The organism is Pedobacter psychrotolerans (genome assembly GCF_004340665.1).
GTDB classification, from domain to species: domain Bacteria; phylum Bacteroidota; class Bacteroidia; order Sphingobacteriales; family Sphingobacteriaceae; genus Pedobacter; species Pedobacter psychrotolerans.
Genome location: NZ_SLWO01000001.1, coordinates 472224 through 498249, shown reverse-complemented (window position 1 = coordinate 498249; position 26026 = coordinate 472224). Strand labels below are relative to the sequence as shown.

25 protein-coding genes are annotated in these 26026 nt (G+C 36.7%); 15 read left to right on the top strand and 10 right to left on the bottom strand.

Annotated features, from left to right (window positions below; genetic code table 11):
- Positions 1 to 10: 10 nt before the first annotated feature.
- The 4 genes from EV200_RS02160 (at position 11) to EV200_RS02145 (ending at position 2939) form a co-directional block, all read left to right on the top strand.
- Positions 11 to 460: a DoxX family protein gene (locus EV200_RS02160; protein WP_132529165.1), complete on the top strand. Its 450-nt coding sequence runs from the start codon at positions 11 to 13 to the stop codon at positions 458 to 460.
- 9 nt (positions 461 to 469) lie between these two features.
- Positions 470 to 1276, top strand: coding sequence for a nucleoside triphosphate pyrophosphohydrolase (mazG, locus tag EV200_RS02155; protein WP_132529164.1), 807 nt, complete (start codon positions 470 to 472; stop codon positions 1274 to 1276).
- Between the two features lie 2 nt (positions 1277 to 1278).
- Positions 1279 to 1686, top strand: a complete 408-nt coding sequence (locus EV200_RS02150; protein ID WP_132529163.1) for a hypothetical protein — start codon at positions 1279 to 1281, stop codon at positions 1684 to 1686.
- 128 nt (positions 1687 to 1814) lie between these two features.
- On the top strand, positions 1815 to 2939 hold the full coding sequence (locus EV200_RS02145) for an ATP-binding protein (RefSeq protein ID WP_132529162.1): 1125 nt from the start codon (positions 1815 to 1817) through the stop codon (positions 2937 to 2939).
- Here the strand turns inward: EV200_RS02145 and EV200_RS02140 are convergent.
- Both EV200_RS02140 and EV200_RS02135 read right to left on the bottom strand, forming a co-directional pair.
- Entirely contained in the window at positions 2934 to 3308 is a 375-nt protein-coding gene (locus EV200_RS02140) for a YchJ family protein (RefSeq protein WP_132529161.1), read from the bottom strand. The two genes, EV200_RS02145 and EV200_RS02140, sit on opposite strands and share 6 nt — an antisense overlap.
- A 4-nt stretch (positions 3309 to 3312) precedes the next feature.
- A complete protein-coding gene (locus tag EV200_RS02135; protein ID WP_132529160.1) occupies positions 3313 to 5052 on the bottom strand; it encodes a diadenylate cyclase in 1740 nt (579 codons plus the stop codon).
- A 184-nt stretch (positions 5053 to 5236) separates the two neighbouring features.
- Between EV200_RS02135 and EV200_RS02130 the strand changes: the two genes are divergently transcribed.
- On the top strand, positions 5237 to 6037 hold the full coding sequence (locus EV200_RS02130; protein WP_132529159.1) for a tRNA pseudouridine synthase A: 801 nt from the start codon (positions 5237 to 5239) through the stop codon (positions 6035 to 6037).
- 58 nt (positions 6038 to 6095) lie between these two features.
- Positions 6096 to 6539 carry a hypothetical protein gene (locus tag EV200_RS02125; RefSeq protein ID WP_132529158.1) on the top strand — a complete coding sequence of 148 codons (444 nt, stop codon included), beginning with the start codon at positions 6096 to 6098 and terminating at the stop codon, positions 6537 to 6539.
- 97 nt (positions 6540 to 6636) lie between these two features.
- Here the strand turns inward: EV200_RS02125 and gyrB are convergent, their stop codons facing one another.
- Entirely contained in the window at positions 6637 to 8595 is a 1959-nt protein-coding gene (gyrB, locus tag EV200_RS02120) for a DNA topoisomerase (ATP-hydrolyzing) subunit B (RefSeq protein WP_132529157.1), read from the bottom strand.
- 504 nt (positions 8596 to 9099) lie between these two features.
- Between gyrB and EV200_RS02115 the strand changes: the two genes are divergently transcribed.
- The 3 genes from EV200_RS02115 to EV200_RS02105 all read left to right on the top strand — a co-directional run bounded on the left by EV200_RS02115 (position 9100) and on the right by EV200_RS02105 (position 11071).
- Positions 9100 to 9699 (top strand): OmpH family outer membrane protein, encoded by a 600-nt coding sequence (locus EV200_RS02115; protein WP_132529156.1) that lies wholly within the window; start codon positions 9100 to 9102, stop codon positions 9697 to 9699.
- Between the two features lie 65 nt (positions 9700 to 9764).
- Positions 9765 to 10244: a nucleoside deaminase gene (locus EV200_RS02110; RefSeq protein ID WP_132529155.1), complete on the top strand. Its 480-nt coding sequence runs from the start codon at positions 9765 to 9767 to the stop codon at positions 10242 to 10244.
- A gap of 53 nt (positions 10245 to 10297) precedes the next feature.
- The gene (locus EV200_RS02105; RefSeq protein ID WP_132529154.1) at positions 10298 to 11071 is read left to right on the top strand and encodes an EcsC family protein; all 774 of its coding nucleotides are present in this window, start codon (positions 10298 to 10300) and stop codon (positions 11069 to 11071) included.
- Positions 11072 to 11078: 7 nt separating this feature from the next.
- Here EV200_RS02105 and EV200_RS02100 read toward each other — a convergent pair whose 3' ends face one another.
- Entirely contained in the window at positions 11079 to 11477 is a 399-nt protein-coding gene (locus EV200_RS02100) for an RNA-binding S4 domain-containing protein (protein ID WP_132529153.1), read from the bottom strand.
- 207 nt (positions 11478 to 11684) lie between these two features.
- Between EV200_RS02100 and EV200_RS02095 the strand changes: the two genes are divergently transcribed.
- Together EV200_RS02095 and EV200_RS02090 are read left to right on the top strand one after the other, a co-directional pair.
- Positions 11685 to 12503, top strand: coding sequence for a 2,3,4,5-tetrahydropyridine-2,6-dicarboxylate N-succinyltransferase (locus tag EV200_RS02095; RefSeq protein ID WP_188754086.1), 819 nt, complete (start codon positions 11685 to 11687; stop codon positions 12501 to 12503).
- A gap of 15 nt (positions 12504 to 12518) precedes the next feature.
- Positions 12519 to 13736 (top strand): glycosyltransferase family 4 protein, encoded by a 1218-nt coding sequence (locus EV200_RS02090; protein ID WP_132529151.1) that lies wholly within the window; start codon positions 12519 to 12521, stop codon positions 13734 to 13736.
- Here the strand turns inward: EV200_RS02090 and EV200_RS02085 are convergent.
- A complete protein-coding gene (locus EV200_RS02085; protein ID WP_132529150.1) occupies positions 13729 to 14295 on the bottom strand; it encodes a DUF4136 domain-containing protein in 567 nt (188 codons plus the stop codon). The genes EV200_RS02090 and EV200_RS02085 overlap by 8 nt on opposite strands.
- 193 nt (positions 14296 to 14488) lie before the next feature.
- Between EV200_RS02085 and EV200_RS02080 the strand changes: the two genes are divergently transcribed.
- The 4 genes from EV200_RS02080 to miaA all read left to right on the top strand — a co-directional run bounded on the left by EV200_RS02080 (position 14489) and on the right by miaA (position 18302).
- Positions 14489 to 15055 carry an L-threonylcarbamoyladenylate synthase gene (locus EV200_RS02080; RefSeq protein ID WP_132529149.1) on the top strand — a complete coding sequence of 189 codons (567 nt, stop codon included), beginning with the start codon at positions 14489 to 14491 and terminating at the stop codon, positions 15053 to 15055.
- Positions 15056 to 15163: 108 nt separating this feature from the next.
- Positions 15164 to 16570 carry a CCA tRNA nucleotidyltransferase gene (locus tag EV200_RS02075; protein WP_132529504.1) on the top strand — a complete coding sequence of 469 codons (1407 nt, stop codon included), beginning with the start codon at positions 15164 to 15166 and terminating at the stop codon, positions 16568 to 16570.
- 99 nt (positions 16571 to 16669) lie between these two features.
- Complete coding sequence (locus tag EV200_RS02070; protein ID WP_132529148.1) at positions 16670 to 17317, top strand: IS1096 element passenger TnpR family protein; 648 nt, start codon at positions 16670 to 16672, stop codon at positions 17315 to 17317.
- 76 nt (positions 17318 to 17393) lie between these two features.
- Complete coding sequence (gene miaA, locus EV200_RS02065) at positions 17394 to 18302, top strand: tRNA (adenosine(37)-N6)-dimethylallyltransferase MiaA (protein WP_132529147.1); 909 nt, start codon at positions 17394 to 17396, stop codon at positions 18300 to 18302.
- Between the two features lie 52 nt (positions 18303 to 18354).
- Here miaA and EV200_RS02060 read toward each other — a convergent pair whose 3' ends face one another.
- The 5 genes from EV200_RS02060 to rpoC all read right to left on the bottom strand — a co-directional run bounded on the left by EV200_RS02060 (position 18355) and on the right by rpoC (position 25961).
- On the bottom strand, positions 18355 to 19647 hold the full coding sequence (locus EV200_RS02060) for an SGNH/GDSL hydrolase family protein (protein ID WP_229676701.1): 1293 nt from the start codon (positions 19645 to 19647) through the stop codon (positions 18355 to 18357).
- A gap of 11 nt (positions 19648 to 19658) precedes the next feature.
- A complete protein-coding gene (locus EV200_RS02055) occupies positions 19659 to 20882 on the bottom strand; it encodes an OmpP1/FadL family transporter (protein WP_132529145.1) in 1224 nt (407 codons plus the stop codon).
- Between the two features lie 69 nt (positions 20883 to 20951).
- On the bottom strand, positions 20952 to 21263 hold the full coding sequence (locus tag EV200_RS02050; RefSeq protein WP_029283255.1) for a DUF3467 domain-containing protein: 312 nt from the start codon (positions 21261 to 21263) through the stop codon (positions 20952 to 20954).
- Between the two features lie 84 nt (positions 21264 to 21347).
- A complete protein-coding gene (locus EV200_RS02045) occupies positions 21348 to 21581 on the bottom strand; it encodes a hypothetical protein (protein ID WP_132529144.1) in 234 nt (77 codons plus the stop codon).
- A gap of 93 nt (positions 21582 to 21674) precedes the next feature.
- The gene (gene rpoC, locus EV200_RS02040) at positions 21675 to 25961 is read right to left on the bottom strand and encodes a DNA-directed RNA polymerase subunit beta' (protein ID WP_132529143.1); all 4287 of its coding nucleotides are present in this window, start codon (positions 25959 to 25961) and stop codon (positions 21675 to 21677) included.
- Positions 25962 to 26026: the final 65 nt, after the last annotated feature.

Below are 26026 nucleotides of genomic sequence, written 5' to 3'. Positions count from 1 at the left end.
AACTTACTTAATGAAACCTTTATTTGTTTTACTAATCGTATACGTGGCTATATTGGCCTTTGGCAGCCACACCACTTTCGACAAAGGAAATATTTTCGCGGGGAATATTGCCATGTCAGTGATGCTTCTTTTTACGGCAATTGGTCATTTTAAATTCAAAACGGCTATGGCTGCTATGATTCCAATATTTATACCCAGAAAGGTGGAGATTGTTATTTTTACAGGCGTACTTGAAATTTTATTTGCCATTGGCTTGGGCATAGAAAACACCCGGTATTACACAGGCATCGCACTTATTGTATTTTTGATTACCATTCTACCAGCCAATATCTATGCGGCTAAAAATCGAATCAATTACGAAAGTTTATTTAAACCCGGCCCCGGAATCAAATATTTGTGGTTTAGAATTCCATTTCAATTTTTCTTAATCGCCTGGGTTTGGTACTTTAGCATCAGATAAAATATAAATATGCCTAATCATCCAATTCCTGCAGCTGCTGATCATCCTGCTGGCGCCTTTAACAGATTACTTACCGTTCTTGATACACTACGTACGCAATGCCCATGGGATAAGAAACAGACCATGGAAACACTACGCCATTTAACGATTGAAGAAACCTACGAGTTAAGTGATGCCATTTTGGAAGGTGATTTGAATGAGATTAAAAAAGAATTAGGTGATGTAATGATGCACCTGGTTTTTTATTCACGTATTGCATCCGAAACCGATGCTTTTAACATTACTGATGTTTTAAATGGCGTATGTGATAAACTGGTGAATCGCCATCCACATATATATGGCGATGTTGAAGTGCAGAATGAGGAAGATGTAAAACGCAATTGGGAGCAAATTAAGCTAAAGGAAGGGAATAAATCTGTGCTTGCAGGTGTTCCTACTTCATTACCGGCTTTAGTAAAAGCATCACGTATTCAAGAAAAAGCCCGCGGTGTAGGTTTTGATTGGGAAGATAAAAATCAGGTTTGGGAAAAAGTAGAAGAAGAACTTCAGGAATTTAAAGCAGAATTTAATGTAGTCGATCACACGGCAATAGATATTGAAAAAGCTGAGTCAGAATTTGGTGATGTACTTTTTTCATTAATTAATTACGCTCGCTTTATCAATATTAACCCTGAAAATGCGCTGGAAAAAACCAATAAAAAATTTATTAAACGCTTTCAGTATTTAGAAGAGAAAGCCAAAGAAAATGGCAAGGCTTTAGCAGATATGACACTCGCCGAGATGGACATTTATTGGAATGAAGCGAAGAAACTATAAATATGAGTGCTGAATTTAAAGATTATCAAACACCTAAAAATCTGGTGAACATTATCACTTTCAATGTTACGGACACGAAAAGCTTGGATGGCGGTATTGTTCCCTGGGTAAATATTGGACATGCAAATGAGGAGATCCTGAATCTGGTTGATGCAGATGAAATTGTAATTCCTGAACATGATATTACGATTTCCATAGATTACCCACTTCAAAATCCGGAGACTTTTCAGTTCTACTCATCCATCGGATTTTCGAGAAAACTATTATTGATAGAAATCAGGGAGAAGTTTCTGGAACTTTCAACCAGGACTGATGAGTCATTCGACAGCAATGCTTTTGATCTGGTTGCTTTGGATGTTTATAAAACCGATGCCGGAAAAATTGAAATTACTTTAGATCTTGATGCGTAAACTCTTCGTAGGTTGATAAGTCTGGTAAAATATAGACTGAACGATTAAAACTCTAAAAAAGAGTAAAATCGCAAATTTAATATAAATTTTGCGATTACATTCGCAAAATTTATATTAAATTTGCGATTATGATTTCCAGGGCTATATCAAATTCTATCGAAAAGCATCTAAAAGACGAAAAAGCAATAATACTTTTAGGTCCGAGGCAAGTAGGCAAAAGCACTTTACTCCAACAACTCTCGTCAACGTTTTCTAGTCCTGTTACCTGGTGGAATGGAGATGATGCAGACATCAGGGCTATCTTAACCAACACAACCTCTACCGCCCTTCGTTCTTTATTAGGAAAAACAAAAACACTGGTAATTGATGAGGCACAACGAATTGACAATATTGGTATATCCATTAAATTAATCATCGACCAATTAAAAGATGTTAAGGTAATTGCTACAGGTTCTTCAGCTTTTGAATTGGCTAACCATATCAACGAACCCCTAACCGGTAGAAAGTGGGAATACAATTTATTTCCTTTCTCTTTTGGAGAAATGGTTAATGAACACGGATTACTTCAAGAAAAAAGACTCTTGAATCATCGTTTAGTTTACGGTTATTACCCTGAAATTGTTAATCATCAAGGCGAAGAGGAAACTAGATTAAAACAATTATCAGATAGTTATTTATATAAAGATATCTTAACCTGGGAAAAAATTCAGAAACCTGATAAAATGGAGAAATTAATTCAGGCATTAGCTTTCCAGGTTGGAAATGAAGTTTCTTATCATGAATTGGGCCAATTAACAGGACTAGATAATCAAACCACAGAAAAATATATTGATTTACTGGAAAAGGCATTTATTGTTTTCCGATTAGGTTCACTAAGCAGGAATTTGAGAAATGAATTAAAGAAAAGCAGGAAAATTTATTTCTATGATAACGGCATTAGAAATGCGGTGATCAATCAATTTAGTCCGGCAACTTTAAGACAAGATATTGGTGCGCTTTGGGAGAATTTTGTAATTAGTGAAAGGGTAAAGTTTCTTGCTTACAACCAAATTAATTGCAATCAGTATTTTTGGCGAACACATGCACAGCAAGAAATTGATTATATCGAAGAAAGGAATGGAGTAATGAATGCTTATGAAGTGAAATGGAATCAAAAAACCAAGGCTAAATTTCCAAAAACATTTTTAGATGCCTATGAAAATGTAGAAACTAAAGTGATTACGCCTGATAATTTACAGGAGTTTTTGTTATGAGTAAAACACCCCATCAACATAATACCACTTCCCATTTTCTAATATGAAGTTTGATTTTTCATGGAGTACCTCAGTTTGAAACTTTTTATTCAGGTAAAAGGCTTTAAATTCTACGATACTAATATCGGCAGCAATAATTTCCAGTTTTACCCATTTTGTATTTTTTGCACTTTGAAGATAGGCATCTTTTCCATTTCCCTTTTGCCTGCTTACATGTGTAGTTTCAAAAAGATAGTCGGCCTCTGCTAAAACAAAAGCCGAATACCTCGACCGCATTAAAGCCTCAGCAGTTGGTGCCGATTTGAGTTTAAGATGATAAGGTTGACAGCAATTTTCATATTGCAAACCACTTCCACAAGGACAATTCATATTATTAATTAACTTCATTTAAATAGTAAGAACTATTCATTTTCCTATTGGGCTCAAAATTATCATAAATCATTTTAACACCATCACTAAATCTGTATTTATGTTCTAAAGTAGCTTTTAAGCCATTGATTAAATTACATTCTTTTTCGCTGAAGTAAAAATTATGCTGGCTAAAATATTCCATGATGATGTTAAACCGACGCCGGTCAGTGTATTCAGCATCAACCAATAACCTAAGTTCTTCTATCTTTTTCAAAATATTCGAATGCATTACCTGGGGCTTTAATTCTGGAATAAGATTGATCATCCCATCCTCTGAAATAACAACCAAAACAATGCCCGTCTTTTTCTCCATAAACTCATAATACCTAATGGCTGAATTAAGCCTGGCTCCTCGAGATGAATCACCATAAGAACTGGCAATTCCATCCAGAATCACGCCTATTCCATAACACCAGCAATTGGTATCCAATAATACCGCACCATCAATAGATGTAATTTGCTGCATTAAACTTCTATTTAAAACAACAGGCTTTACTTTGAAAGATTGTTCACTAAGTCTTTCAGCCTCTTCTTTTGCCGCATTGGTAATTACTAGAATTGTTCCGTGTTTCTGATTTGTGGCTTCAATGGTAATTTCCCATAATTTATTCAGCCGATCACGTTCTATATCTTTAAAAACCCTGTTTAATGTAGAATAAAACTTTTCCTTGTTAATTTGTTCGCTATACAAACTGGGCATCCTGAAGGCAACGGAAAGCATAATTTTATGATGATGCAAAACTTCCCAATGAAAATGTTTAGTAAAATGAATTACAAATAACGATTCTTCGTGGTGGTTATATTTACCCGTAATTTTTCCCAGTCCGTAAATATAGACTGAATCAGAAATCAACAGATTTTTATGGTCGGCCAATTCTAAAAACTTTCTCACTTTCCTAAAATCTTTTATGAGAATAGGTTCTTCCAGTGCAATAGTTAAACTTATATTTTGGTGATTTTTTCTGGCAATGATCATTTTACCCAAGCCCTCTTCACCTTCATATTTTAATGAGGAGATGGTGTTACAGGCATCATACAAAATATGAAGGTTGTGTCCGTTTTGTCCGCTTGCCGAAACCGTCTTCATAAAATCATGCGCTGCGGAACTAACCAGTTCATCTCTGCTTTTAGATAAAATTTTAAATTCCGATAGCGATTTTGCTTTCAATGCATTTGTACTGGCATTTAAATAAGTTTTAATGATACTCTCAATAAACGAGCGACTTATTTTTTGCGTTTTGGTAGCGGTTGAATAATCCTTCGTTAAGGTATAATAAGTATTCATCACACTTTTATTCAGTTCTGTAACCACAAAAACCAAATAACCATTAATGTAAGCCGGATTAGAAATAAAACTTTCTACTGTTCTGCTTTTAGCATGATTTCTTAAAATTCGTTGTATTTCAGCTAAATATTGATTGGTAAGATAAGCAGAAACTTCGCTATCTGAATCTTTTGGTGCTGGAAGAATAACCTTTGGAATTGATTGCAAACTTATAAAATCCCTGACGCAATAATCACAGTCTTTACATTCTAAGTGAATGAAAGCCTTTTCAGGTTCATTATTTACCCTAACCCCAATCATGAAGACTTTTGGGTATAACCGCTCGTCTAATGAATCAAAAAGTTCTTCTGCGGCAAGCTGTAGCGATATTTGGCAGTGTAGCTGTTCTTCCCAAATTAAATTATTGCAACCCATCATAGTTGTTCACGAATTTAAATTAGGTACAGATTTCTACATGTTGAATATTACTTTAAAGATTATCTTCAAAGATATTTGATTTCGCAATATACCTTTGTTAAAAAAGGTTAAGCATCAGTAATTTTAATGAGATGTTTAAAGCAGGTGAATTAAACTATTTTTACGTAAAATTGCAGTTCGAAAAATGAGGTATTTCTTTCACATTGCATATCAGGGTCAGTATTTTAGTGGTTGGCAAAGACAACCTGGTGTTAAAAGCGTACAAGAAGTTATTGAACAAACGCTTTCCAAAATATTAAAATCACCAATCGCAATAAATGGTTGTGGAAGAACCGATGCCCATGTCCACGCCAGTCAGTTTTTTTTCCATGCAGATTTTGAAAAAGAAATTGAATTTGATTTACTTTTCATCCTAAACAAAGCCCTGCCTTATAACATTGCTGTTTTCGATATTATCAAAATGGAGGGAAAGCCACACGCCCGTTTTGATGCCGTTCAGCGGAAATACGACTACTTTTTACATACTTACAAAGACCCCTTTTTGAGCACACAAAGTTCGCTTTACCAGGAAGCAAATTTTGATTTACATAAAATGAAAGCGGCAGTTAATCTTTTAACAAAGTATAATGATTACAGGGCTTTCTGTACCCATCCAAATAAGTACGACCATACCAAATGTAACGTAATGGAAGCAGATTTATTTGTAAATGCTAAAGGAGATAGATTTCGTTTTAACATTGCCAGTAACCGTTTTTTGGGTAAAATGATTCGTATCATTATGGGTCAGCTTATAAAAGTTGGCAAAGGTGAATTAAGCGTAGATGCGTTCGAAAGTCATTTTATTGATTTGCAAATTGGCAATGTTATTGCACCTGCTCACCCAACAGGTTTATACCTTTCTAAAGTTACTTATCCTTACCTAAATCTAGAGCCAAGAACCGATTTGGTTTCGATGATTGAAGGCACACACTGGATTTCAATTTAAATAGTGTAGCACTTTTACTAAGAGCTCCGTTTAAGCTTAAAATAAAACCGAGAATTAAATGAAAAATCTATTAATCGCTTTCGCTTTATTATTATGTTTGACCAGCAGCTGTAAAAAAACAACATCAAAATCTTTAATTCCAAATGGTAATTATTCTGGTGTATTGGAAGTATCTTCAGATGTATACAAGATGCCGTCCATTTACCCAATCACCATCACTTTTGAAAACGAAAAATACAAGGTTAGTTCTGATCCAGCCAGCAAAGAAGTTGGTGGTTCCGGAACGTACTCATCAAATGGAAGCATCGGAAATTTCAATGATGAAAATATCTGGCAAGCAAATTTTGATTGGAACATGATTTTAAAGGGTGAATATGAAATTCGATCTAACGGGAATGATTTGATTTTAATCAAAAGATTTAAAGCATCTACCCAAACTCCGCCTCCAGCTGTAACCATCGTTCAAACGTACTACAAATACATTTTAAAGAAAGTCAAATAATACTATCTCAGCCATCTTTAAAAGAAAAACCCTCTTCAAGCTAGTGCTCAAAGAGGGTTTCATTTATTTAATATTCTGCTTTAGTATCTTAGCTTAACTAAGCATCAATCTTGGCATATTTTGCATTGCGCTCAATAAACTCTCTACGTGGCGCAACTTCATCACCCATCAACATAGAAAAAGTATGATCACATTCTGCAGCACTTTCAATAGTAGCTTGTAACAGCGTACGTGTAGCCGGATTCAAAGTGGTATCCCAAAGTTGTTCTGCATTCATCTCACCCAAACCTTTATAACGTTGGATGTGTACACTATCTTCTTTACCATTACCTTTAATTCGCTGTACAGCCGCATCACGTTGTACATCATTCCAGCAATATTCAAAATCCTTACCTTTTTTAACCTGATAAAGCGGTGGTGATGCAATATAAACATAACCAGCCTCGATTAAAGCCCTCATATAACGGTAGAAGAAAGTTAAAATCAGGGTAGTAATGTGAGAACCATCAATATCCGCATCCGTCATGATTACGATTTTGTGATAACGAAGTTTCGTCATATTCAAAGCCTTATCATCTTCCGGCGTACCAATGCTTACACCAATTGCCGTGAACATATTTTTAATCTCGTCGTTCTCGTAAATCTTGTGCTCCATCGCTTTCTCCACGTTCAAAATCTTACCCTTCAAAGGTAAAATAGCCTGAATGTTTCTATCACGACCTTGTTTAGCAGTACCACCCGCCGAGTCACCCTCTACTAAGTAAATTTCACACTTTACAGGATCACTATCAGAGCAATCGGCAAGTTTACCTGGCAAGCCAGAACCACCCATTACACTCTTACGCTGAACCATTTCGCGTGCTTTACGTGCCGCAGCACGAGCCGTAGCCGCTAAGATCACCTTGTTAACGATCATTTTAGCCTCCTTCGGATTTTCTTCCAAATAAGCACCCAATGCCTCGCCAACAGCAATATCTACAGCACCCATTACCTCACTGTTACCCAGTTTAGTTTTAGTTTGCCCTTCAAATTGCGGCTCTTGTACTTTTACAGAAACTACAGCTGTTAATCCCTCTCTAAAGTCATCACCGGTAATTTCCATTTTAAGGTTCTTTAACAAACCCGATTTATCGGCATAACTTTTTAAAGTACGCGTTAAACCTCTACGGAAACCAGCAATATGTGTTCCACCCTCATGTGTATTAATATTGTTTACATAAGAGTGAACATTTTCAGAATAACTGTCGTTGTATTGGAAAGCCAATTCAACAGGAACACCATTTTTAATCCCATCAATATAAATTGGTTCTGGTAAAAATGATGCCCTGGTTCCATCTAAAAAGGAAACAAATTCTTTTAAACCACCTTCTGATTGAAAAACTTCTGATAAGAATGTTCCATCCTCTAAAGTTTCACGCTCATCTGTTAAGGTTAATTTAATTCCTTTATTCAAGAAAGCCAATTCGCGCAAACGAGCAGCTAAAGTATCGTATTTGTATTCAGTTGTTTGTGTGAAAATTGAAGCATCCGGACTGAAAGTTACAATTGTACCACGTTTATCAGTCGTACCAACTTCTTTAACGTCATACTGCGGAACACCAATTTTGTATTCCTGCATCCAGATTTTACCTTCACGATGTACTTCGGCTTTTAAATCGGTTGATAGTGCGTTAACACAACTTACCCCCACACCGTGTAAACCACCAGAAACTTTATAGGTATCCTTATCAAATTTACCTCCTGCGTGCAAAACCGTCATTACGATTTCTAGCGCCGATTTATTTTCTTTTGTATTAATTCCGGTTGGAATCCCACGACCGTTATCTTCAACCCGGATCGAGTTTCCTTCTAATATTCTTACGTCGATTGTATCTGCATGACCGGCTAAAGCCTCATCAATAGAGTTATCCACAACCTCGTAAACCAAGTGGTGTAAACCCTTCACACCAGTATCACCTATATACATCGAAGGGCGCTTACGCACCGCTTCCAAACCTTCTAAAACCTGTATATTATCTGCCGAATAATTTGACTTTGAATCTTGTTCTTCGCTCATATTTTAATAAAAACTATAAGTACCAAAAATACGCAAAATTTGCCATTTATACTAAAATGTGGATAAGTTTTAAACCTGCAAATCATTAGAAAGATAATGCCTTCCAGGTGGTTTAAATCAGGTTTTGAAAAGCAAAACCTGTGTTTCAATTCAGTGTTAGGCCCGCTTTACGTTTCAAGGCCCGTAGAAAGAACGGGCGCTTTCCATTTCAATCGGGTTTAATAGGCAAAACAAGTCGTTCTTGGGTTGGTTTAGCCGCCATGCAACCGCCAATTTTATCAGAAAAGGGCCACCTAAACCCGATAAAAGCGAACATGGAGCAGCAGCCTTTTCGGCTGATTAGCGGAGTAAAGCGATTAGCGGGAACCAGCCTAAAAATGAAAAACTTAACCTGCTTTCCAAATCATCTTTAGCCATTAATCTAATTTGGCTGGCGCTAAGCGTAACTCTTAATTGCATTTAAAAACTAATTTCTATAAGTTTGTTAAAATTTATTAAACAATAATGGAAAGAAAAACCTTTAAAACCTTTGGTTTATTTGCTACAGCTGCTTTAATTACAGCATTTTCTGCATGCCAAAACAAAGACGCTAAAACCACTGAAACTAAAAAAACAGATAGCACCACTGCGGCAGTTTCTGTTAACGAAAAAATAGTATTTGTTAACCAAGACTCTTTGTTAACCAAATACGATTACTATAAAGACCTTAAAAATAAATTTGAGAAAAAAACCAAAGATGCGCAGTCAGATCTGCAATCAAAACAACAAGCTTACCAACGCGAAGTCACTCAATATCAACAATCTGCAGGCACACTTTCAGCTGATCAACGTAAATCTACAGAAGAGCGTTTAGGCAGAAAAGGTCAGGAATTACAAGCTTATCAGCAAAATGCTGGTGGTGCTTTACAAAATGAGCAAGCTGTAGAAACCGAAAAACTTTATGATAAAGTAGCTGGATACTTGAAAACTTACTCGAAAGAAAAAGGCTATAAAATGGTTCTAACTTTCTCTAAAGGCAATAGCGCAATTCTTTTTGCTGATGAATCTCTTGATATTACATCTGAAGTAATTAAAGGACTTAACGCAGAATACACTAAAAAATAATTACTAAAACATTAAATATAAATGCTCCGGTTAATCGGGGCATTTTTTTTGTGTCATCATTTAATATGGAGAATCAAAAACACGAAGAATTTATGAAGATGGCCATTGCGCTATCTGTTGAAAATGTAACAGAAAATGTTGGAGGGCCATTTGGCGCAGTGATCGTAAAAGATGGAAAATTTGTAGCAGGCTCAGCCAATAAGGTAACTTCAACAAATGATCCAACAGCACATGCAGAGGTTTCTACCATCCGCTTAGCATGTACTGAACTGCATACGTTTGATTTAAGTGGGTGTGTTATTTACACCAGTTGCGAACCATGCCCGATGTGTTTAGGTGCTATTTACTGGGCTAAAATTGATACGATTTATTATGCCAACACAAAAACTGATGCTGAAAACATTGGTTTTAGCGATAAATTTATCTACGAAGAACTGGAGAAACCAATGGAAAAAAGATCATTACCTGTGGTTCAAATGATGCGAGATGAAGCCTTACAGGCATTTAAACTTTGGGAAACCTCACCCTTAAGCATTAAATATTAATCAGGTACAGAAACAATTCGTACAGTTTAACGTCTGAATATAAAAGACGATACATGACTTACGAACAAAAGATAACGAGTGAACTGGATTTCTGGAAGTTTAAAACTTTACAGAAATCTTCGCTTTTTAATAAAGTTACCGATACTGTTCAGAAGAAGATTAACAGTTATATTCCAGATAAAATTCATATTGCCATTACCACAGCTATAAAACAGATGGTGAAGGCAGTGCTTTTCGGATCAACTTTTACAACAGCAAAGCCTGTTACCGATTTAACACTGATGCACCGTGAAGCCCTGATTAATCAAAAAATAGACACCTATAAAAAAACCGGTGCCGCCGAAGGTGGCATTACCGGTGCTGGTGGTTTTTTAATGAGTCTGGCCGATTTTCCCTTGCTATTGGGCATTAAAATGAAAATGCTTTTTGATATTGCTGCTTTGTACGGTTATGATGTTAAAGATTATCGCGAACGCCTTTACATTCTCCATATTTTTCAACTGGCTTTTTCCAGCAAAGAAGAAAGTAAAAACGTTTTTTTGAAAATGCAGAATTGGGATGATATTGCACACAAGCTACCTACCAATATTGATGAATTTGATTGGCTAACTTTTCAACAACAATATCGTGACTACATTGATCTTGCAAAATTAGCTCAGATGGTCCCCTTTATTGGCGCCGCGGTTGGAGCTGTTGCGAATTATAAACTAATAGAAAAACTTGGTAAAACAGCTATGATGAGTTACCGCATGAGGCATTTTAGTTTACAGTATGCAGTGATCAGTTCTCATGAGATCAAAAATGACAAACTGAAAATTGACAACTGAAAATTGCTTAATCTTCCTCAAACATTCCTCCTATCAGATCATCAGTTTCTCTTCTATCTTTTTTGGTTGGTCGGCCTGTACCTCGATCACGCTTTAAATTCGGTGCGTGGAAGGCAGATTTAAAAGCATGAGTTTCCTCAACTGGCGTTAAATCTTTGTATTTGGTTAAAGCTGTAGGAGAATCTGTCCTATTGTAAGAAAAATCTACCACTTCAATAATTTTCTTCTCTATTCCTTTTGATACCTGATAAACATCACCAATTTTTACAATTGCCGAAGGTTTAATGTTTTGTCCTTTCAGTTTAATACGCCCTGCTTTGCAGGCATCAGTAGCCAAACTTCTAGTTTTAAATAACCTGATCGCCCATAAATATTTATCAATCCTAAGTTTCTCTGCTTCTGCCATAATGGTTGGTTAGTTGATTGGTTCTTTAGTTGATTAACAACCATAGCCCAAAAATCTAAAAGAACAAAGTTAAGCAACCATATTCCAAAAAACGAAACGGCTAAGAATCTAAAAAATCAAACTAACAACCCTAGCCAAAAAACCAACCTCCTAAAAATCTAAAAAACCAAAAATTTTAAGTTATTTTGCGTAAAATTTAAAAACATCATGTATTCAGATTTAAAGAAATTAATTGAAGCCGCTTGGGAAGATAGAACCCTTTTAAAATATAGCAACTATTGCGAAGCGATCGAAACCATTATTCAGGGATTAGATAAAGGCGAAATTCGTGTTGCTGAACCAGTTCTAAATTCTTGGGGCATTAATGAATGGGTAAAAAAAGCTGTAATTCTATACTTCCCGATTCGTGAGATGAAGGAAATTAAGAGCGGTCCTTTTGTATACCATGATAAAATGGACTTAAAAACCGATTATAAAGCAACTGGTGTACGTGTAGTGCCAATGGCAAGTGCCCGTTACGGTTCATATTTAGCAAAAGGTGTAATCATGATGCCATCTTACATTAACATTGGTGCTTATGTAGATGAAGGTACAATGGTTGATACCTGGGCTACTGTGGGTTCTTGTGCACAAATTGGTAAACGTGTTCACTTAAGTGGTGGCGTGGGTATTGGTGGCGTTCTGGAACCGATTCAGGCTGCACCGGTTATTATTGAAGATGATGCATTTTTAGGTTCAAGAGCGATTGTTGTTGAAGGGGTTAAAGTAGAGCGGGAAGCAGTATTGGGTGCCAATGTGGTATTAACAGCATCAACTAAAATCATCGATGTTACTGGCCCAACGCCTATTGAATATAAAGGTGTAGTACCAGCTCGTTCAGTAGTAATTCCAGGTAGTTATACTAAGAAATTCCCTTCTGGAGATTATCAGGTTCCTTGTGCCTTAATTATTGGTAAACGTAAAGAAAGTACTGATAAAAAGACTTCTCTTAATGATGCCTTGAGAGAAAATAATGTAGCTGTTTAAGCCTAAAGCAAAAAGGTGAAAGCGGAAAGCGAAAAGCAAATTTCTAAAGCCGAAAGTTCTGAACTTGATCAATCAAGCTTTGGTCTTTCGGCTTTGAGCTTTCCACTTAAAATTAGTTTTGATGGCAAACGCGCTGCAAATAACTTAACAGGATTAGGGAACTATAGCCGATCTTTAATTGAATCACTTGCAAAGCAGTATCCTGAACATCAATATTTGGTTTACTCTCCTAAAGTAAAGCATGCTAAGCAAATTGATTCCTTTTTTGAAAAGGAAAATATTAGCCTAAAACTTCCTAAAGAAGGAGGTTTTCTCTGGCGAAGTTTGAATATTATTAAAGACCTAGCGAAGGATCAGGTTCAGCTCTTTCATGGCTTAAGTCACGAAATTCCTTTTGCCATTCAGCACACCAAAATCAAATCCATTGTTACCATTCACGACTTAATTTTCCTTCGTTTTCCTCAATACTATCAATTTATCGATCGTAAACTGTACGAATGGAAAAGTAGGTCTGCTTGCAAAAGAGCTGATCAGATTATCGCCATAAGCGAGAAAACAAAGGCTGATATTGTAGAATTTTATAATATAAATCCCGATAAAATTAAAGTCATTTATCAGAGTTGTGATGATGGCTTTAAAACGGCAATGCCCGAATCAACTTTAAACAGGATTAAACTCACTTATAAACTTCCGGAAAAATATATCCTGAACGTTGGAACGATTGAAGCGCGTAAAAATCTTAGATTATTAATACAGGCACTTAAAACTGTAGATCACCAATATAAGCTGGTTGTTATCGGGAAAGAAACTGCTTACTTTAAAGAAATTGAAAGAGAACTTGAACATTTAGCTTTAAGAAATCGGGTAATTTTTTTAAAAAACATTCCTTTTGCAGACCTGCCCGGCATTTATCAAATGGCTGAACTGTTCGTTTACCCTTCCTTTTACGAAGGCTTTGGCATTCCTATAATCGAGGCTTTGTATTCGCAAGTGCCTGTTATCGCCGCCACAGGTTCTTGTCTGGAAGAAGCCGGCGGACCAAACAGTGTTTACGTCTCACCTACAGATGTGAATGGCTTAAGTGATCAAATCAACCGTATATTAGCCAATCTCCAACTCCAAAAAGAGATGAAAGAAAAAGGGCTGGAATTTGTTCAAAAATTCAACAGCCCTCAAGTAACAAAGCAATTAATGGATTGCTATAGCAATTTATTAGATTCAGCTACTACTTAGCAGCCAAGGCATTTGGTGGATATTGCGCCAAAATTTCTTTAACACCAGTATAAAGGCGTTCTTCTCTTTTCTTTAAATTATCCAAATTAAATCCACTACCTCTTCCATGCCAGAATAATTCTTTTTTAGCCGGATCTAAGAAATCAATGATAATGGTACCTTCAATGTATTGGTTAACGTAGTTACCGCCACCCCAGAAAGGAGAACCCCAACCACCACGCCAGCCCCAGCCGCCGCCCCAACCCCATCCACCGTAGTAGGCAGGACCGTAGACATCAGTTTTTTCTCTGGCAACAACCACTAAGTTTACCAACATGTCTGGTCTTTCAGACTTAGTAAAACCCTTGGCATTCATTTCAGCTTCAACAGCAGCCACTAAACGCCTTTTGTCCAGATTATTTAGTTTAACTCTTGCAATTCCTTTATCGTAAAAGTTGTAAGTTTTATAGCGGTTGAAATCCGCATTTTTATCAAAATCAGATGCGGTACGAAGACTCGAACATCCTGCTAATGCGATTACCAAGGCAAACAGCATTAATAAGTTTTTAATTGTTTTCATTGTGTGTAGTTTCATTTAAATAACCGATATTAAATATAATAAAATTTAATTTTAATTTCATAAAACAGGTATAATTTTACAATTAGATTGTTTGGATAGAACGTGTGATAAAACAGAAAGTTTTATGGCAAATGTTAAATAATTAGCCAATGATGAATATTTAACATTTCAACTAAAAAACTACCTTTGTATCATGTTAAGAGAGGAAATCAATAAAGCTTTGGAAGTGCTGAAAAACGGCGGCGTAATGCTATACCCTACCGATACAATCTGGGGTTTGGGCTGCGATGCAACTAATGCTGAAGCTGTAGATAAATTACTCAAAATCAAAAACCGTCCGGCAGATAAAAGCTTAATTGTATTACTAGACGTAGACAGCAAATTACAAAGCTATGTAACCGAAATTCCTGAAGTAGCCTACGATCTGATTGAGTATGCAGAAAATCCTTTAACGATTATCTTTTCTGGGGCAAAAAACCTTGCACCAAATGTAATTAACGCAGATGGCAGTGTAGGCATCCGCATAGTGAAACACGATTTCTGCACACCACTTCTCCAACGTTTTCGTAAGCCGATGGTTTCTACTTCCGCCAATTTAAGTGGACAGCCCTCACCAAAATATTTCGATGATATAGATCCTGAAATTTTGGAAGCAGTAGATTACGTAGTCGATTTCGAGCAGGAGAATAGAACGCATAAAAAGCCATCTACCATTATGAAACTTTCACCTGGAGGACAATTTGAATTTATTCGCAAGTAATTTTATTACTTTTGCATAAACTTTAAATCAATTCGTCACCCTGAATTTATTTCAGGGTCTTTAGCCAAAAAGATGCTGAAGTCAATTCAGCATGACGAAAATATTATTATGCATCAACACCTACAAAATCCGATTTTTAAAACCCTTTCCACAGTAGCTGATCAACAGAATATTGAAGCTTATGTTATTGGAGGTTTTGTCCGCGATATATTTTTAAACCGACCGTCTAAAGATATAGATGTGGTGGTAGTAGGTAGTGGAATTGAATATGCAGAGGCTGTTGCTAAAAAACTAAACACAAAAGTTGCTGTTTTTAAAAATTTTGGCACCGCAAATATTAAATTTAAAGATTTAGAGGTCGAATTTGTAGGCGCGAGAAAAGAATCTTACCGATCAGAATCACGGAAACCGATTGTGGAAGATGGCACTCTAGAGGATGATCAGCTACGACGCGATTTTACCATTAATGCACTTGCCATTAACCTGAATGCGGCTCATTTTGGTGAGTTGCTCGATCCCTTTGATGGTCTTACAGACTTAAGAAGCAAATTCATCCGTACGCCGCTTGATCCGGAAATCACTTTTTCCGATGATCCTTTGAGAATGATGCGGGCAATCCGTTTCGCTTCGCAGCTTAATTTTAAAATTGATCCGGCGGCAATCCACGCAATTCAGACTCAAAAAGAAAGAATTAGCATTGTATCTAAAGAGCGAATCACGGATGAACTGAATAAAATTATTTTGTCCTCCAAACCATCTATTGGATTTAAACACCTTTTTGATACCGGCCTTTTACATCTGATTTTCCCTCAAATGGCACAGCTATATGGCGTAGAAGTTATTAAAGGAAAAGGACATAAAGATAATTTTTACCATACGCTGGAAGTTCTGGATAACATTTGCGCACATACAGATGATTTATGGCTACGCTGGGCAGCTATACTGCATGATATTGCCAAACCAGCAACCAAGCGTTTCGAAGAAGGTCATGGCTGGACTTTTCATGGACACGAGGATAAGGGCGCAAGGATGGTTCCAAAAATCTTTACTCAATTGAAACTGCCATTGAATGACAAAATGAAATTTGTTCAAAAACTTGTTCAGTTACATTTAAGGCCAATCGTTCTTGCACAGGAAATCGTCACTGATTCAGCTGTGAGGAGACTTTTATTTGATGCAGGTGAAGAAATAGATAGCTTGATGCAACTCTGTAATGCAGATGTTACAACGAAGAATGAATACAAAAAAATTAAATACAGAAATAACTTTGAGTTAGTTAAACAAAAGCTTAAAGACGTTGAAGAGCGTGACAAAATCAGAAATTGGCAGCCTCCAATTACCGGAAACGATATCATGGTTACCTTTGGCCTGGATGCGGGTAAAGAAGTTGGCCTAATCAAGAATGCCATTCGGGAAGCGATCCTGGAAGGAGAGATTAAAAATGACTATCAGGAAGCATTTAATTTTATGCTAAATCAGGCCAAACAAATGGGATTAAATCCTGTTCTTAAGTAATTTAATTGACCAAACGTCTTCCAAAGGCAATATCTTGTTAGTGATGATGTTTGTGGTTAATATAAATTAACTTTATTTTTACGGTTCCAAAATACAATAATGGCTATTTATAAATTTAGAATTACTTTCGAAGATTATGATGATGTGATGAGAGAGATCGACATTAAATCAAACCAAACATTTGAAGACCTGCATAAGGCCATTCATAAATCAACTGGTTACAATCCCGAAAAATCTTCATCATTTTATGTGAGTACAGATAATTGGTTAAAAGGTGATGAAATCGCTTATTTACCAAATGAAAGAAAAAAGGATCGTGTGGTTTTGATGGAAAATTCTAAGTTAAGTGGCTTCATTGAAGATCCTCATCAAAAGTTCTATTATATTTATAATTTCGACCGTCCTTTCGATTTTCACGTTGAATTGGTTAAAATCGTTTTAGATCCAGATCCAAATATAGAATATCCATTCTTAGCCAAGAGTTCTGGGGAAGCACCGAAAATTTTTGAAAAGAATGCCGTGAGTGTAGATGATGCTGAAAATTCTGCTGTAGCTGTTGGTGAGTTCGATTTTTTAAATGAATTAAACTTTGTTCCTGAAGATACAGACGAACTCGAAGCCATGGGCGAGATGGGTATTAATGAAAAAGAACGTGATGATGAAGAGGAGTCTGAAGAAGATGAATTTGGAGATGATTTTTCAGATGGCGATAGCTTTGAAGATGATACTATCAAAGATGATTATTAATTAATACCAACATATACCCATTAATAAAAGCTGTCAAACATTAGTATTGGCAGCTTTTATTTTTAGATAACCCCTCATGTCTAACATAAAAACATTAATTTCCATTGTAGGGCCAACCGCAATTGGCAAAACAGCTTTAGCAATTGAACTGGCTAATCATTTACAAACAGAGATTATTTCTGCAGATTCTCGCCAGTTTTATAAAGAAATGGAAATTGGTACTGCCAAGCCTTCTCAAACGGAGTTGGCAGCTGCAAAACATCACTTCATAAATTCCCATTCTGTTGATCAGTTGTTTAGTACAGGAGATTTTGAAGTGCAAGGCTTAAAAGTACTCGAGGAAATTTTTAAAACTCACGATTCGGCCATTATGGTGGGTGGGTCAGGGTTATATGTAAATGCGCTGATTAATGGTCTGGATGAAATGCCTGAAATTGATCTTGCAGTCAGAACCCAACTCAATAATCTTTTTAAAACAGAGGGTATCTCCCCTATTCAAGAGCAACTGTCTAAACTTGATCCGGAATATTTTTCCAAAGTAGATCAACAAAATCCACAAAGAATGATCCGGGGCTTGGAAGTCTTTTTATCCACCGGACAAAAACTTTCTGCTATGCTATCCGCTACCAAGAAAGAACGGCCATTTAATACCATTAAAATAGGCTTAAATATGGAACGGTCAACCTTATACGACCGAATTAATAATAGGGTTGATCAGATGATCAGTAATGGCTTAGTGGATGAAGTAAAATCATTGACTGAATTCAGATCTTATAATGCATTAAATACAGTGGGCTACAGCGAAATATTTGATTACTTAGATCAAAAGTTGTCAATTGAAGAAGCAGTTTCAAACATTAAACAAAATACGCGCAGGTTTGCCAAAAGGCAACTCACTTGGTTTAGACGGGATCAAGAAATTAAATGGTTTGAGCCAAATCAATATCATGACATCACTGAATATATCGAAAGTGTAATGAAATAAAAAAGGGATTTGCCAATGGCAAATCCCTTTTTTATTTCATATTCAGATCATGTTATTTTGAATCTGGATATTTCACACCTCTGTATTTTGTAATATCGATTGTTGGAATGGTTGAACCATATTTAGCGTTAATTGCATCAACAAATACATTGGCTATGGCAGCATTTCCACGTGGGGTTAAGTGTATACCATCTAAAGAAAAGGCGCCACCGGTAATAAATGCAGCATTGATATTAATCCCTTGAACAGAAATACCTGCTTTTACTGTGTTGAAATAAGTATAAGTATCGGCAACGGCTAAGCCCTTGTTATTGGCCAGTGATTTAATTGTACTGTTATAGCTGTTTACATAATCTTTTACCTTTATCACTTCATCTTTATCTAAAACCCAGTTATTGGCTATCGGGTTTAATGGATGCAAACCATAAGGAATGCTTCCTGTACCTAACAAGCCAGCAGTTTGAAATGGCAATCTGATTAAATCTTCACTGGTAGCAACTCTTACCGCTCCAGTACCTGTTTGAATATAAATGGCTGCAGCTGCAGGGTTAATTGCTTTGGCAGCAGCCAATAAAGCCGCAGGCGTTACCGTATTAAAATAAGGAACAGCCGTAACATCAGGAATAGTAGCAACCACGCCTTTTTGTCCACCAGCGGTTAAAATATTTAACATATTGGTATATAAAAAAGAGAAAGTAGTCTTTTCCGTTAGTACAGTTGTTGCATCAGTAGTAACGCCGCCGTTAAGGGCATAACCTAAGGCATCATTATTACCCAGCCATAAAGAAAAGAAAGTGTGATTTCTTCCTTGAATATAGGCTGCATAATTCACTTTGCCAACCTGAGCATCAGTAAGCAAACGCTCAAAAAACATATTTGCAGCACTAAAGGTAAAGGTTGGATCGAAAGCTAAATCCAAACGCATCCCTGGAATGCCTAAATTTTGAATTTCTCCTGAGTATTTAAACAAACGAGTGTTTGTTGGTGTATCCCGCCAACCGTTTCCAAGTACGGGCGTTAAAGTGGGAGTACCATTTACTAAAGCCGAGAGTGAAATATAGCCAGAGCCATTCGCTTGTGCATCTGTAAAAAATGGAGAAGTAAAACTTCCACCACCAACTGTAGCCATTTGAGCAGCCAATAAGTTTGGATAAGCCACTTTCTGGCCTTCCAAATACAAACCACCATCAGCATAGCCTGAAGTTAATGAGTTACCTATGGCAATATATTTGCTAAAATTGGCTGTACCGGCTGTTCTAGCTGCAGGTGTTTCAATTTCAGGTTTACAAGAAGCTGCAAACAAGATGGTAGCAGCAACAAGACTATTGAATATAATTTTTTTCATGTTGATATCTCCTACCATTTATAAGTTAATGAAAGACCAGGTGCATAAACTAAAGTTTTAAATGTGCCGTCTAATCCTGTTTCTATGTTCTTTTGCTGACGTGATTTCACATCTTCAAAAAAGAAAGATGCATTAAGCTCAAAATGACTGGTAGGTGCGTATCCAACACCTGCACTTAAGATATAACGATCAGCATCTGGTGCTTCCGGAGTAACGTAGCCATCCTGAACTGGTGAGAATGCGTAACCAACTCCAGCTCTTAAAGCTAACTTTTCAGAAGCCTGGTGGTTAATTCCCATTTTAAATGATGAACCATCGCGATAATTACGAGCAGATCGGGTATCTGCAAGGGCTGAAGTATTCACAGCATAATCAAAGGCAAGCTCTTTATAAATATGCCATTGTACCCAGCTGGCATCAAATGCTAAAGTTGTACTTTTTGATAAAGGAACACCTATACCTAATGTAGTGGTAGAAGGCAATGGCAACTCTGCATTAAAAGTATTTCCTTCCGGGAAAGATGATCTTAAAGAACTTGGAACATCAAATGTAGCCGTTCCATCATTGAGTTTGGTAACTACTTTTGATTTATGAACAACTGCGAAGGTAATATTACTTAATGTTTTAATGTATAAACCTGCATTCCAGCCGTAACCACTACCTGTGCCTTCCAATGTCGCATGACCAGATCTTCCGTCGGGATAATTAACTGGTAATGCTCGTTGTAGGTTAACATCGCCGTGATTATAAACAAAGCCCGCACCTATGCCAATATGATCTGTAATTTTTACGCTTAGTGTCGGTTGGAAATAAATCGCTTTTAGATTTAAAGAAGTTAAGGCATACCTTCCAGACCACTCATTGCCCCAATCTACCAAACCGCCAAAAGGAGTATAGACGCCTATTCCTAGTTTCCATTTATTTGACTTAGGCCCCCAAACTGCATAAGCTTCAAAGGGCGGAGCTATTTTATTTTTAACATTCTCTGTAATATTCGATCCTGTTTGTTTAAATGCAGATTTAAACAATAATGGATTTACTCCAGCAGAAATAGAGTTTTTTTCCAGAAAAGAAACTGCTCCGGGATTATAAAATACCGAAGCTTCATCCAAAGCCAATGCAGATCCTGCACCAGCCATACCTATTTGCTTTTGCCCTTGTAAGTTAACCTGGAAACCCTGTCCAAACACCCACAGCGGGACAGAAAGTACTGCGCTCAATAAAAGTTTTTTCATTTTTATATATGGTTATACACAAATATATATTATGCAGGCATAGTAAGCAAATATTTGGAGTAAGAATTATTAAGCTTGTGCAGTTGGTCCACCAAAGCCCATCGGAAAAGGAGGTTCTTCCTGTGTTTTGATTCGGCCGTTTATAGCTTCAAATTTTTGAATATTATCATCCAGTGCAGATAATAATCGTTTAGCATGTTCGGGCGTTAAAATAATCCTGGATTTTACTTTAGCTTTAGGAATGCCGGGCATCACACGGATAAAATCCAATACAAATTCCGTATTAGAATGGGTAATGATGGCCAAATTAGAAAAAATACCTTCTGCAATTTCTTCCGATAGCTCTATATTTAATTGATTTTCGTTTTGTTGTTCTTCCATAATAGATCAAAAATAAAAAATTCCGCTACTCAATGGCGGAATTAAATGTAATATTAAAAATAAGTTCTTTAGTTATTTATTTAATCATAAATTTACAATACCTATAACCGAGCCTATAATAGCCAAAAATTGAATTAGACCGACAAAATAGATTGTCTTTTGCATATTTGCAATATCTTCTTTGGTAGCTAAAATTTCACGTTTATTATTAAATTCAGATTTAACTTCAGCCTTCACAAAAGAAACCAACTGCTCAGCTTCATGTTCTCCAAGTTTGGCTTTTAGAATCTGAAAAAGTTGTATTTCTGTAACGCTCATTATTTTATTTTTATATAAAACTACAAAATCTATTCCAAACAAAAAAGTCCTCCACTTTTGGTGGAGGACTTAATTTTAAAATATTTAAAACAATTAAGCTTCTACTTCTTCTTGTTTCGAAGCCAATAATTTATCGTATTCTTCTTGAGAACCAACGATGATTCTTTCGTAACCACGTACGCCAGTACCTGAAGGGATTAAGTGACCAACGATCACGTTTTCTTTCAAGCCTAACATATTATCACGTTTACCTGCAATTGCCGCCTCATTTAATACTTTCGTAGTTTCCTGGAACGAAGCCGCAGAAATGAACGATTTAGTACCTAATGATGCTCTTGTAATACCCTGTAAGATAGAACTTGCCGTTGCTGGTCTTGCATCTCTCACCGTGATTTGTTTTAAATCTTTACGTTTCAATTGAGAATTTTCGTCTCTTAATCTACGTAATGACACAATCTGACCTGGTTTGATTTCGTTTGAATCACCTGCATCTTCAACAACCTTCTTGTCATACATCGCATCGTTCTCGTCAGCGAAATCCCAACGGTCAACAGCATTGTTTTCTAAGAAAATAGTATCACCTGGATCTTCAATGTGAACTTTCTGCATCATCTGGTGAACAATTACCTCGAAGTGCTTATCGTTAATTTTTACACCTTGCAAACGGTAAACTTCTTGAATACCATTTACTAAGTATTCCTGAACCGCTGCCGGACCTTTAATTGATAAGATATCTGCAGGAGAAATTGAACCATCTGATAAAGGCATACCTGCTTTCACAAAGTCATTATCCTGTACAAGGATGTGTTTAGACAATGGAACAAGGTATTTTTTAACTTCACCATCTTTAGATTCGATTGTAATCTCACGATTACCACGTTTCACACCACCTAAAGTTACTACACCATCAATCTCAGTTACTACAGCTGGGTTTGAAGGATTACGCGCCTCAAATAACTCAGTTACACGAGGCAAACCACCTGTAATATCTCGGGTTTTACCAGTTGCACGAGGAATCTTAGCGATAATCTGACCAGTTTGGATGGCTTCACCTTCATCAACTGAAACGTGGGCACCTACTGGAATGTTATAACCTTTAATAAATTCGCCTTTCTTATCAACAATCTGAACAGAAGGGTTTTTAGTTTTATCACGTGTATCGATAATTACTTTTTCACGGTGACCAGTTTGCTCATCTGATTCTTCACGGAAGGTTACACCTTCAATAATCGCATCAAATTGTGCTTTACCGGCAAATTCTGAAAGAATAACCGCGTTGTACGGATCCCATGAACAGATTTTATCACCTTTAGCTAATTTATCACCTTCTTTAACGAATAAGAATGCACCGTAAGGAATGTTGTTGGTTACAATGATACGTCCTGTTCCTGGCTCAACAATTTTGAACTCACCTGAACGACCCAATACCACCTGAACAATACCATCTTCTGTTTTTGTATCAACAGTACGGATATTTTCGAATTCGATTACACCATCAAACTTAGCTACGATGTTTGATTCTGCAGCAATGTTTGATGCAGTACCACCCACGTGGAAAGTACGAAGTGTTAACTGTGTACCCGGCTCACCGATTGATTGTGCTGCAATTACACCAACTGCCTCACCTCTTTGAACACGTTTACCAGATGCTAAGTTACGTCCATAACATAATGAACAAACACCTCTTTTATTTTCGCAGGTTAATACCGAACGAATTTCAATACCTTCTAATGGAGATTCTTCGATTAGTTTTGCAACTTCTTCGTTGATGTCTTCACCAGCACCTACTAATAATGTATTATCTAAAGGATTGTAAACATCGTGCAATGAAGTACGACCTAAAATCCTGTCATATAATGGCTCCACAATATCTTCCTGATCTTTCAATGCAGTAGTGTACATACCTCTTAAAGTACCACAATCTTCTGAATTTACGATCATATCCTGTGCAACATCATGTAAACGACGAGTCAGGTAACCCGCATCAGCCGTTTTTAACGCCGTATCCGCCAAACCTTTACGCGCACCGTGAGTAGAGATAAAGTACTCTAATACCGATAAACCTTCTTTAAAGTTTGATAAGATCGGGTTTTCAATGATATCACCACCTGAACCTGATTTTTGAGGTTTTGCCATCAAACCACGCATTCCGCAAAGCTGACGAATCTGCTCTTTCGAACCACGTGCACCAGAATCAAGCATCATGTAAACCGAGTTGAAACCTTGATTATCCGAAGATAATTGGTTCATCACGAAAGTGGTTAACCTGTTGTTGATACGGGTCCAGATATCGATAATCTGATTGTAACGTTCGTTGTTCGTAATGAAACCCATGTTATAGTTGTTTCTTACTTCTTCAACTTCGTTAGCAGCCTGCTCTAATAAAGTATGTTTTTCAACCGGAATGTTTACGTCTTGTAAGTTGAACGATAAACCTCCCTGGAATGCCATACGGAAACCTAATTCTTTGATATCATCTAAGAATTGAGAAGAACGAGCCATACCAGTCATTTTAACTACCTCACCGATAATATCTCTTAAAGATTTTTTAGTTAATAATTCATTGATATAACCAACTTCCTCAGGAACCATTTGGTTAAATAACACCCTACCTACTGTAGTTTCTGTTAATTTATTAACGATAGAACCGTCATTTTGCTTAACATTAACCCTTACCTTGATGAAAGCATGAAGATCTAATTCTTTCTCATTGTAAGCAATAATTACTTCCTCTGGAGAATAGAAATTAGAATCTTGTCCTTTTACAACTCTCGTTTCATCAGTTCTACGGCCTTTAGTAATATAATAAAGACCCAAAACCATATCCTGAGATGGTACTGTGATTGGTGTACCGTTTGCAGGGTTTAAGATGTTATGTGCGGCCAACATCAATACTTGGGCTTCCAAAATTGCTGCGTTACCTAACGGTAAGTGGACAGCCATCTGGTCACCATCAAAATCGGCGTTGAATGCAGTACAAACTAATGGATGTAACTGGATTGCTTTTCCTTCAATTAGTTTTGGCTGGAAAGCCTGAATACCTAATCTGTGTAAGGTAGGTGCACGGTTTAATAATACCGGGTGACCTTTTAATACATTTTCTAAGATATCCCAAACTAATGGATCTTTTCTATCAACGATTTTCTTAGCAGATTTGACTGTTTTAACTACACCACGCTCAATCATCTTACGAATAATGAACGGTTTGTAAAGCTCAGCAGCCATATCTTTAGGAATACCGCATTCGTGTAATTTAAGGCTTGGCCCTACAACAATTACCGAACGAGCTGAATAATCCACACGTTTACCTAATAAATTCTGACGGAAACGACCTTGCTTACCTTTCAGGATATCTGAAAGTGATTTCAAAGCACGGTTACCTTCAGTTTTTACCGCATTAACTTTACGTGAGTTATCGAATAACGAATCTACAGCTTCCTGCAACATACGTTTCTCATTACGTAAAATTACCTCTGGTGCTTTAATCTCGATCAAACGTTTTAAACGGTTGTTACGGATAATTACACGACGGTATAAATCATTTAAATCTGAAGTAGCGAAACGACCACCTTCTAATGGAACTAAAGGACGTAATTCTGGTGGAATAACCGGAACGATTTTAACAATCATCCATTCCGGACGATTCTCAATACGTGTATTAGCACCACGGAAAGCTTCCACAACCTGAAGACGTTTTAAAGCCTCATTTTTACGTTGTTGAGAAGTTTCGTTAGCAGCCTGGTGACGTAAATCGTAAGATAAAGTATCTAAGTTAATACGTTTCAATAAGTCTTCTAATGCTTCAGCACCCATTTTGGCGATGAATTTATTAGGATCTTTATCGTCTAAGTATTGGTTTTCTTTAGGTAATTTATCTAAGATATCTAAGTATTCTTCTTCCGTTAAGAAGTCCATGTACTTGATACCATCCTCTTCCATTAAACCGGATTGGATCACTACGTAACGTTCGTAATAGATAATTAAATCTAGTTTTTTAGTAGGTAAACCTAATAAATAACCGATTTTGTTTGGTAACGAACGGAAATACCAGATGTGCGCAACAGGAACCACCAAAGCGATGTGTCCCATACGCTCACGACGTACTTTCTTTTCTGTTACCTCAACACCACAACGATCACAAACGATACCCTTATAACGGATACGTTTGTATTTACCGCAATGACATTCGTAATCTTTTACCGGACCAAAAATACGCTCACAAAACAAACCATCACGCTCAGGTTTGTAAGTACGGTAGTTAATGGTTTCTGGTTTCAACACCTCACCGCTTGAACGTTCCAAAATAATTTCTGGAGACGATAAGCTAATCGTGATTGATGTGAAATTGCTTTTTAATTTATTATCCTTTTTGTAAGACATATCTCTTGTATAAGGTTAAAGCGGAAAGCTTAAAGACCAAAGCTGCTTTGAGCTTTAGTCTCTAG

Bases quoted from the DNA above. Each gene is read 5' to 3' on its own strand.
- EV200_RS02110 (WP_132529155.1), top strand. From the start codon at position 9,765: ATGGAGAATCAAAAACACGAAGAATTTATGAAGATGGCCATTGCGCTA.
- EV200_RS02060 (WP_229676701.1), bottom strand. From the start codon at position 19,647: ATGAAAAAAATTATATTCAATAGTCTTGTTGCTGCTACCATCTTGTTT.
- EV200_RS02145 (WP_132529162.1), top strand. From the start codon at position 1,815: ATGATTTCCAGGGCTATATCAAATTCTATCGAAAAGCATCTAAAAGAC.
- miaA (WP_132529147.1), top strand. From the start codon at position 17,394: ATGTCTAACATAAAAACATTAATTTCCATTGTAGGGCCAACCGCAATT.
- EV200_RS02095 (WP_188754086.1), top strand. From the start codon at position 11,685: ATGTATTCAGATTTAAAGAAATTAATTGAAGCCGCTTGGGAAGATAGA.
- EV200_RS02080 (WP_132529149.1), top strand. From the start codon at position 14,489: ATGTTAAGAGAGGAAATCAATAAAGCTTTGGAAGTGCTGAAAAACGGC.
- EV200_RS02085 (WP_132529150.1), bottom strand. From the start codon at position 14,295: ATGAAAACAATTAAAAACTTATTAATGCTGTTTGCCTTGGTAATCGCA.
- gyrB (WP_132529157.1), bottom strand. From the start codon at position 8,595: ATGAGCGAAGAACAAGATTCAAAGTCAAATTATTCGGCAGATAATATA.
- EV200_RS02130 (WP_132529159.1), top strand. From the start codon at position 5,237: ATGAGGTATTTCTTTCACATTGCATATCAGGGTCAGTATTTTAGTGGT.
- EV200_RS02045 (WP_132529144.1), bottom strand. From the start codon at position 21,581: ATGAGCGTTACAGAAATACAACTTTTTCAGATTCTAAAAGCCAAACTT.
- EV200_RS02115 (WP_132529156.1), top strand. From the start codon at position 9,100: ATGGAAAGAAAAACCTTTAAAACCTTTGGTTTATTTGCTACAGCTGCT.
- EV200_RS02050 (WP_029283255.1), bottom strand. From the start codon at position 21,263: ATGGAAGAACAACAAAACGAAAATCAATTAAATATAGAGCTATCGGAA.
- EV200_RS02100 (WP_132529153.1), bottom strand. From the start codon at position 11,477: ATGGCAGAAGCAGAGAAACTTAGGATTGATAAATATTTATGGGCGATC.
- EV200_RS02135 (WP_132529160.1), bottom strand. From the start codon at position 5,052: ATGATGGGTTGCAATAATTTAATTTGGGAAGAACAGCTACACTGCCAA.
- EV200_RS02160 (WP_132529165.1), top strand. From the start codon at position 11: ATGAAACCTTTATTTGTTTTACTAATCGTATACGTGGCTATATTGGCC.
- EV200_RS02150 (WP_132529163.1), top strand. From the start codon at position 1,279: ATGAGTGCTGAATTTAAAGATTATCAAACACCTAAAAATCTGGTGAAC.
- mazG (WP_132529164.1), top strand. From the start codon at position 470: ATGCCTAATCATCCAATTCCTGCAGCTGCTGATCATCCTGCTGGCGCC.
- EV200_RS02125 (WP_132529158.1), top strand. From the start codon at position 6,096: ATGAAAAATCTATTAATCGCTTTCGCTTTATTATTATGTTTGACCAGC.
- EV200_RS02140 (WP_132529161.1), bottom strand. From the start codon at position 3,308: ATGAATTGTCCTTGTGGAAGTGGTTTGCAATATGAAAATTGCTGTCAA.
- EV200_RS02075 (WP_132529504.1), top strand. From the start codon at position 15,164: ATGCATCAACACCTACAAAATCCGATTTTTAAAACCCTTTCCACAGTA.
- rpoC (WP_132529143.1), bottom strand. From the start codon at position 25,961: ATGTCTTACAAAAAGGATAATAAATTAAAAAGCAATTTCACATCAATC.
- EV200_RS02105 (WP_132529154.1), top strand. From the start codon at position 10,298: ATGACTTACGAACAAAAGATAACGAGTGAACTGGATTTCTGGAAGTTT.
- EV200_RS02070 (WP_132529148.1), top strand. From the start codon at position 16,670: ATGGCTATTTATAAATTTAGAATTACTTTCGAAGATTATGATGATGTG.
- EV200_RS02055 (WP_132529145.1), bottom strand. From the start codon at position 20,882: ATGAAAAAACTTTTATTGAGCGCAGTACTTTCTGTCCCGCTGTGGGTG.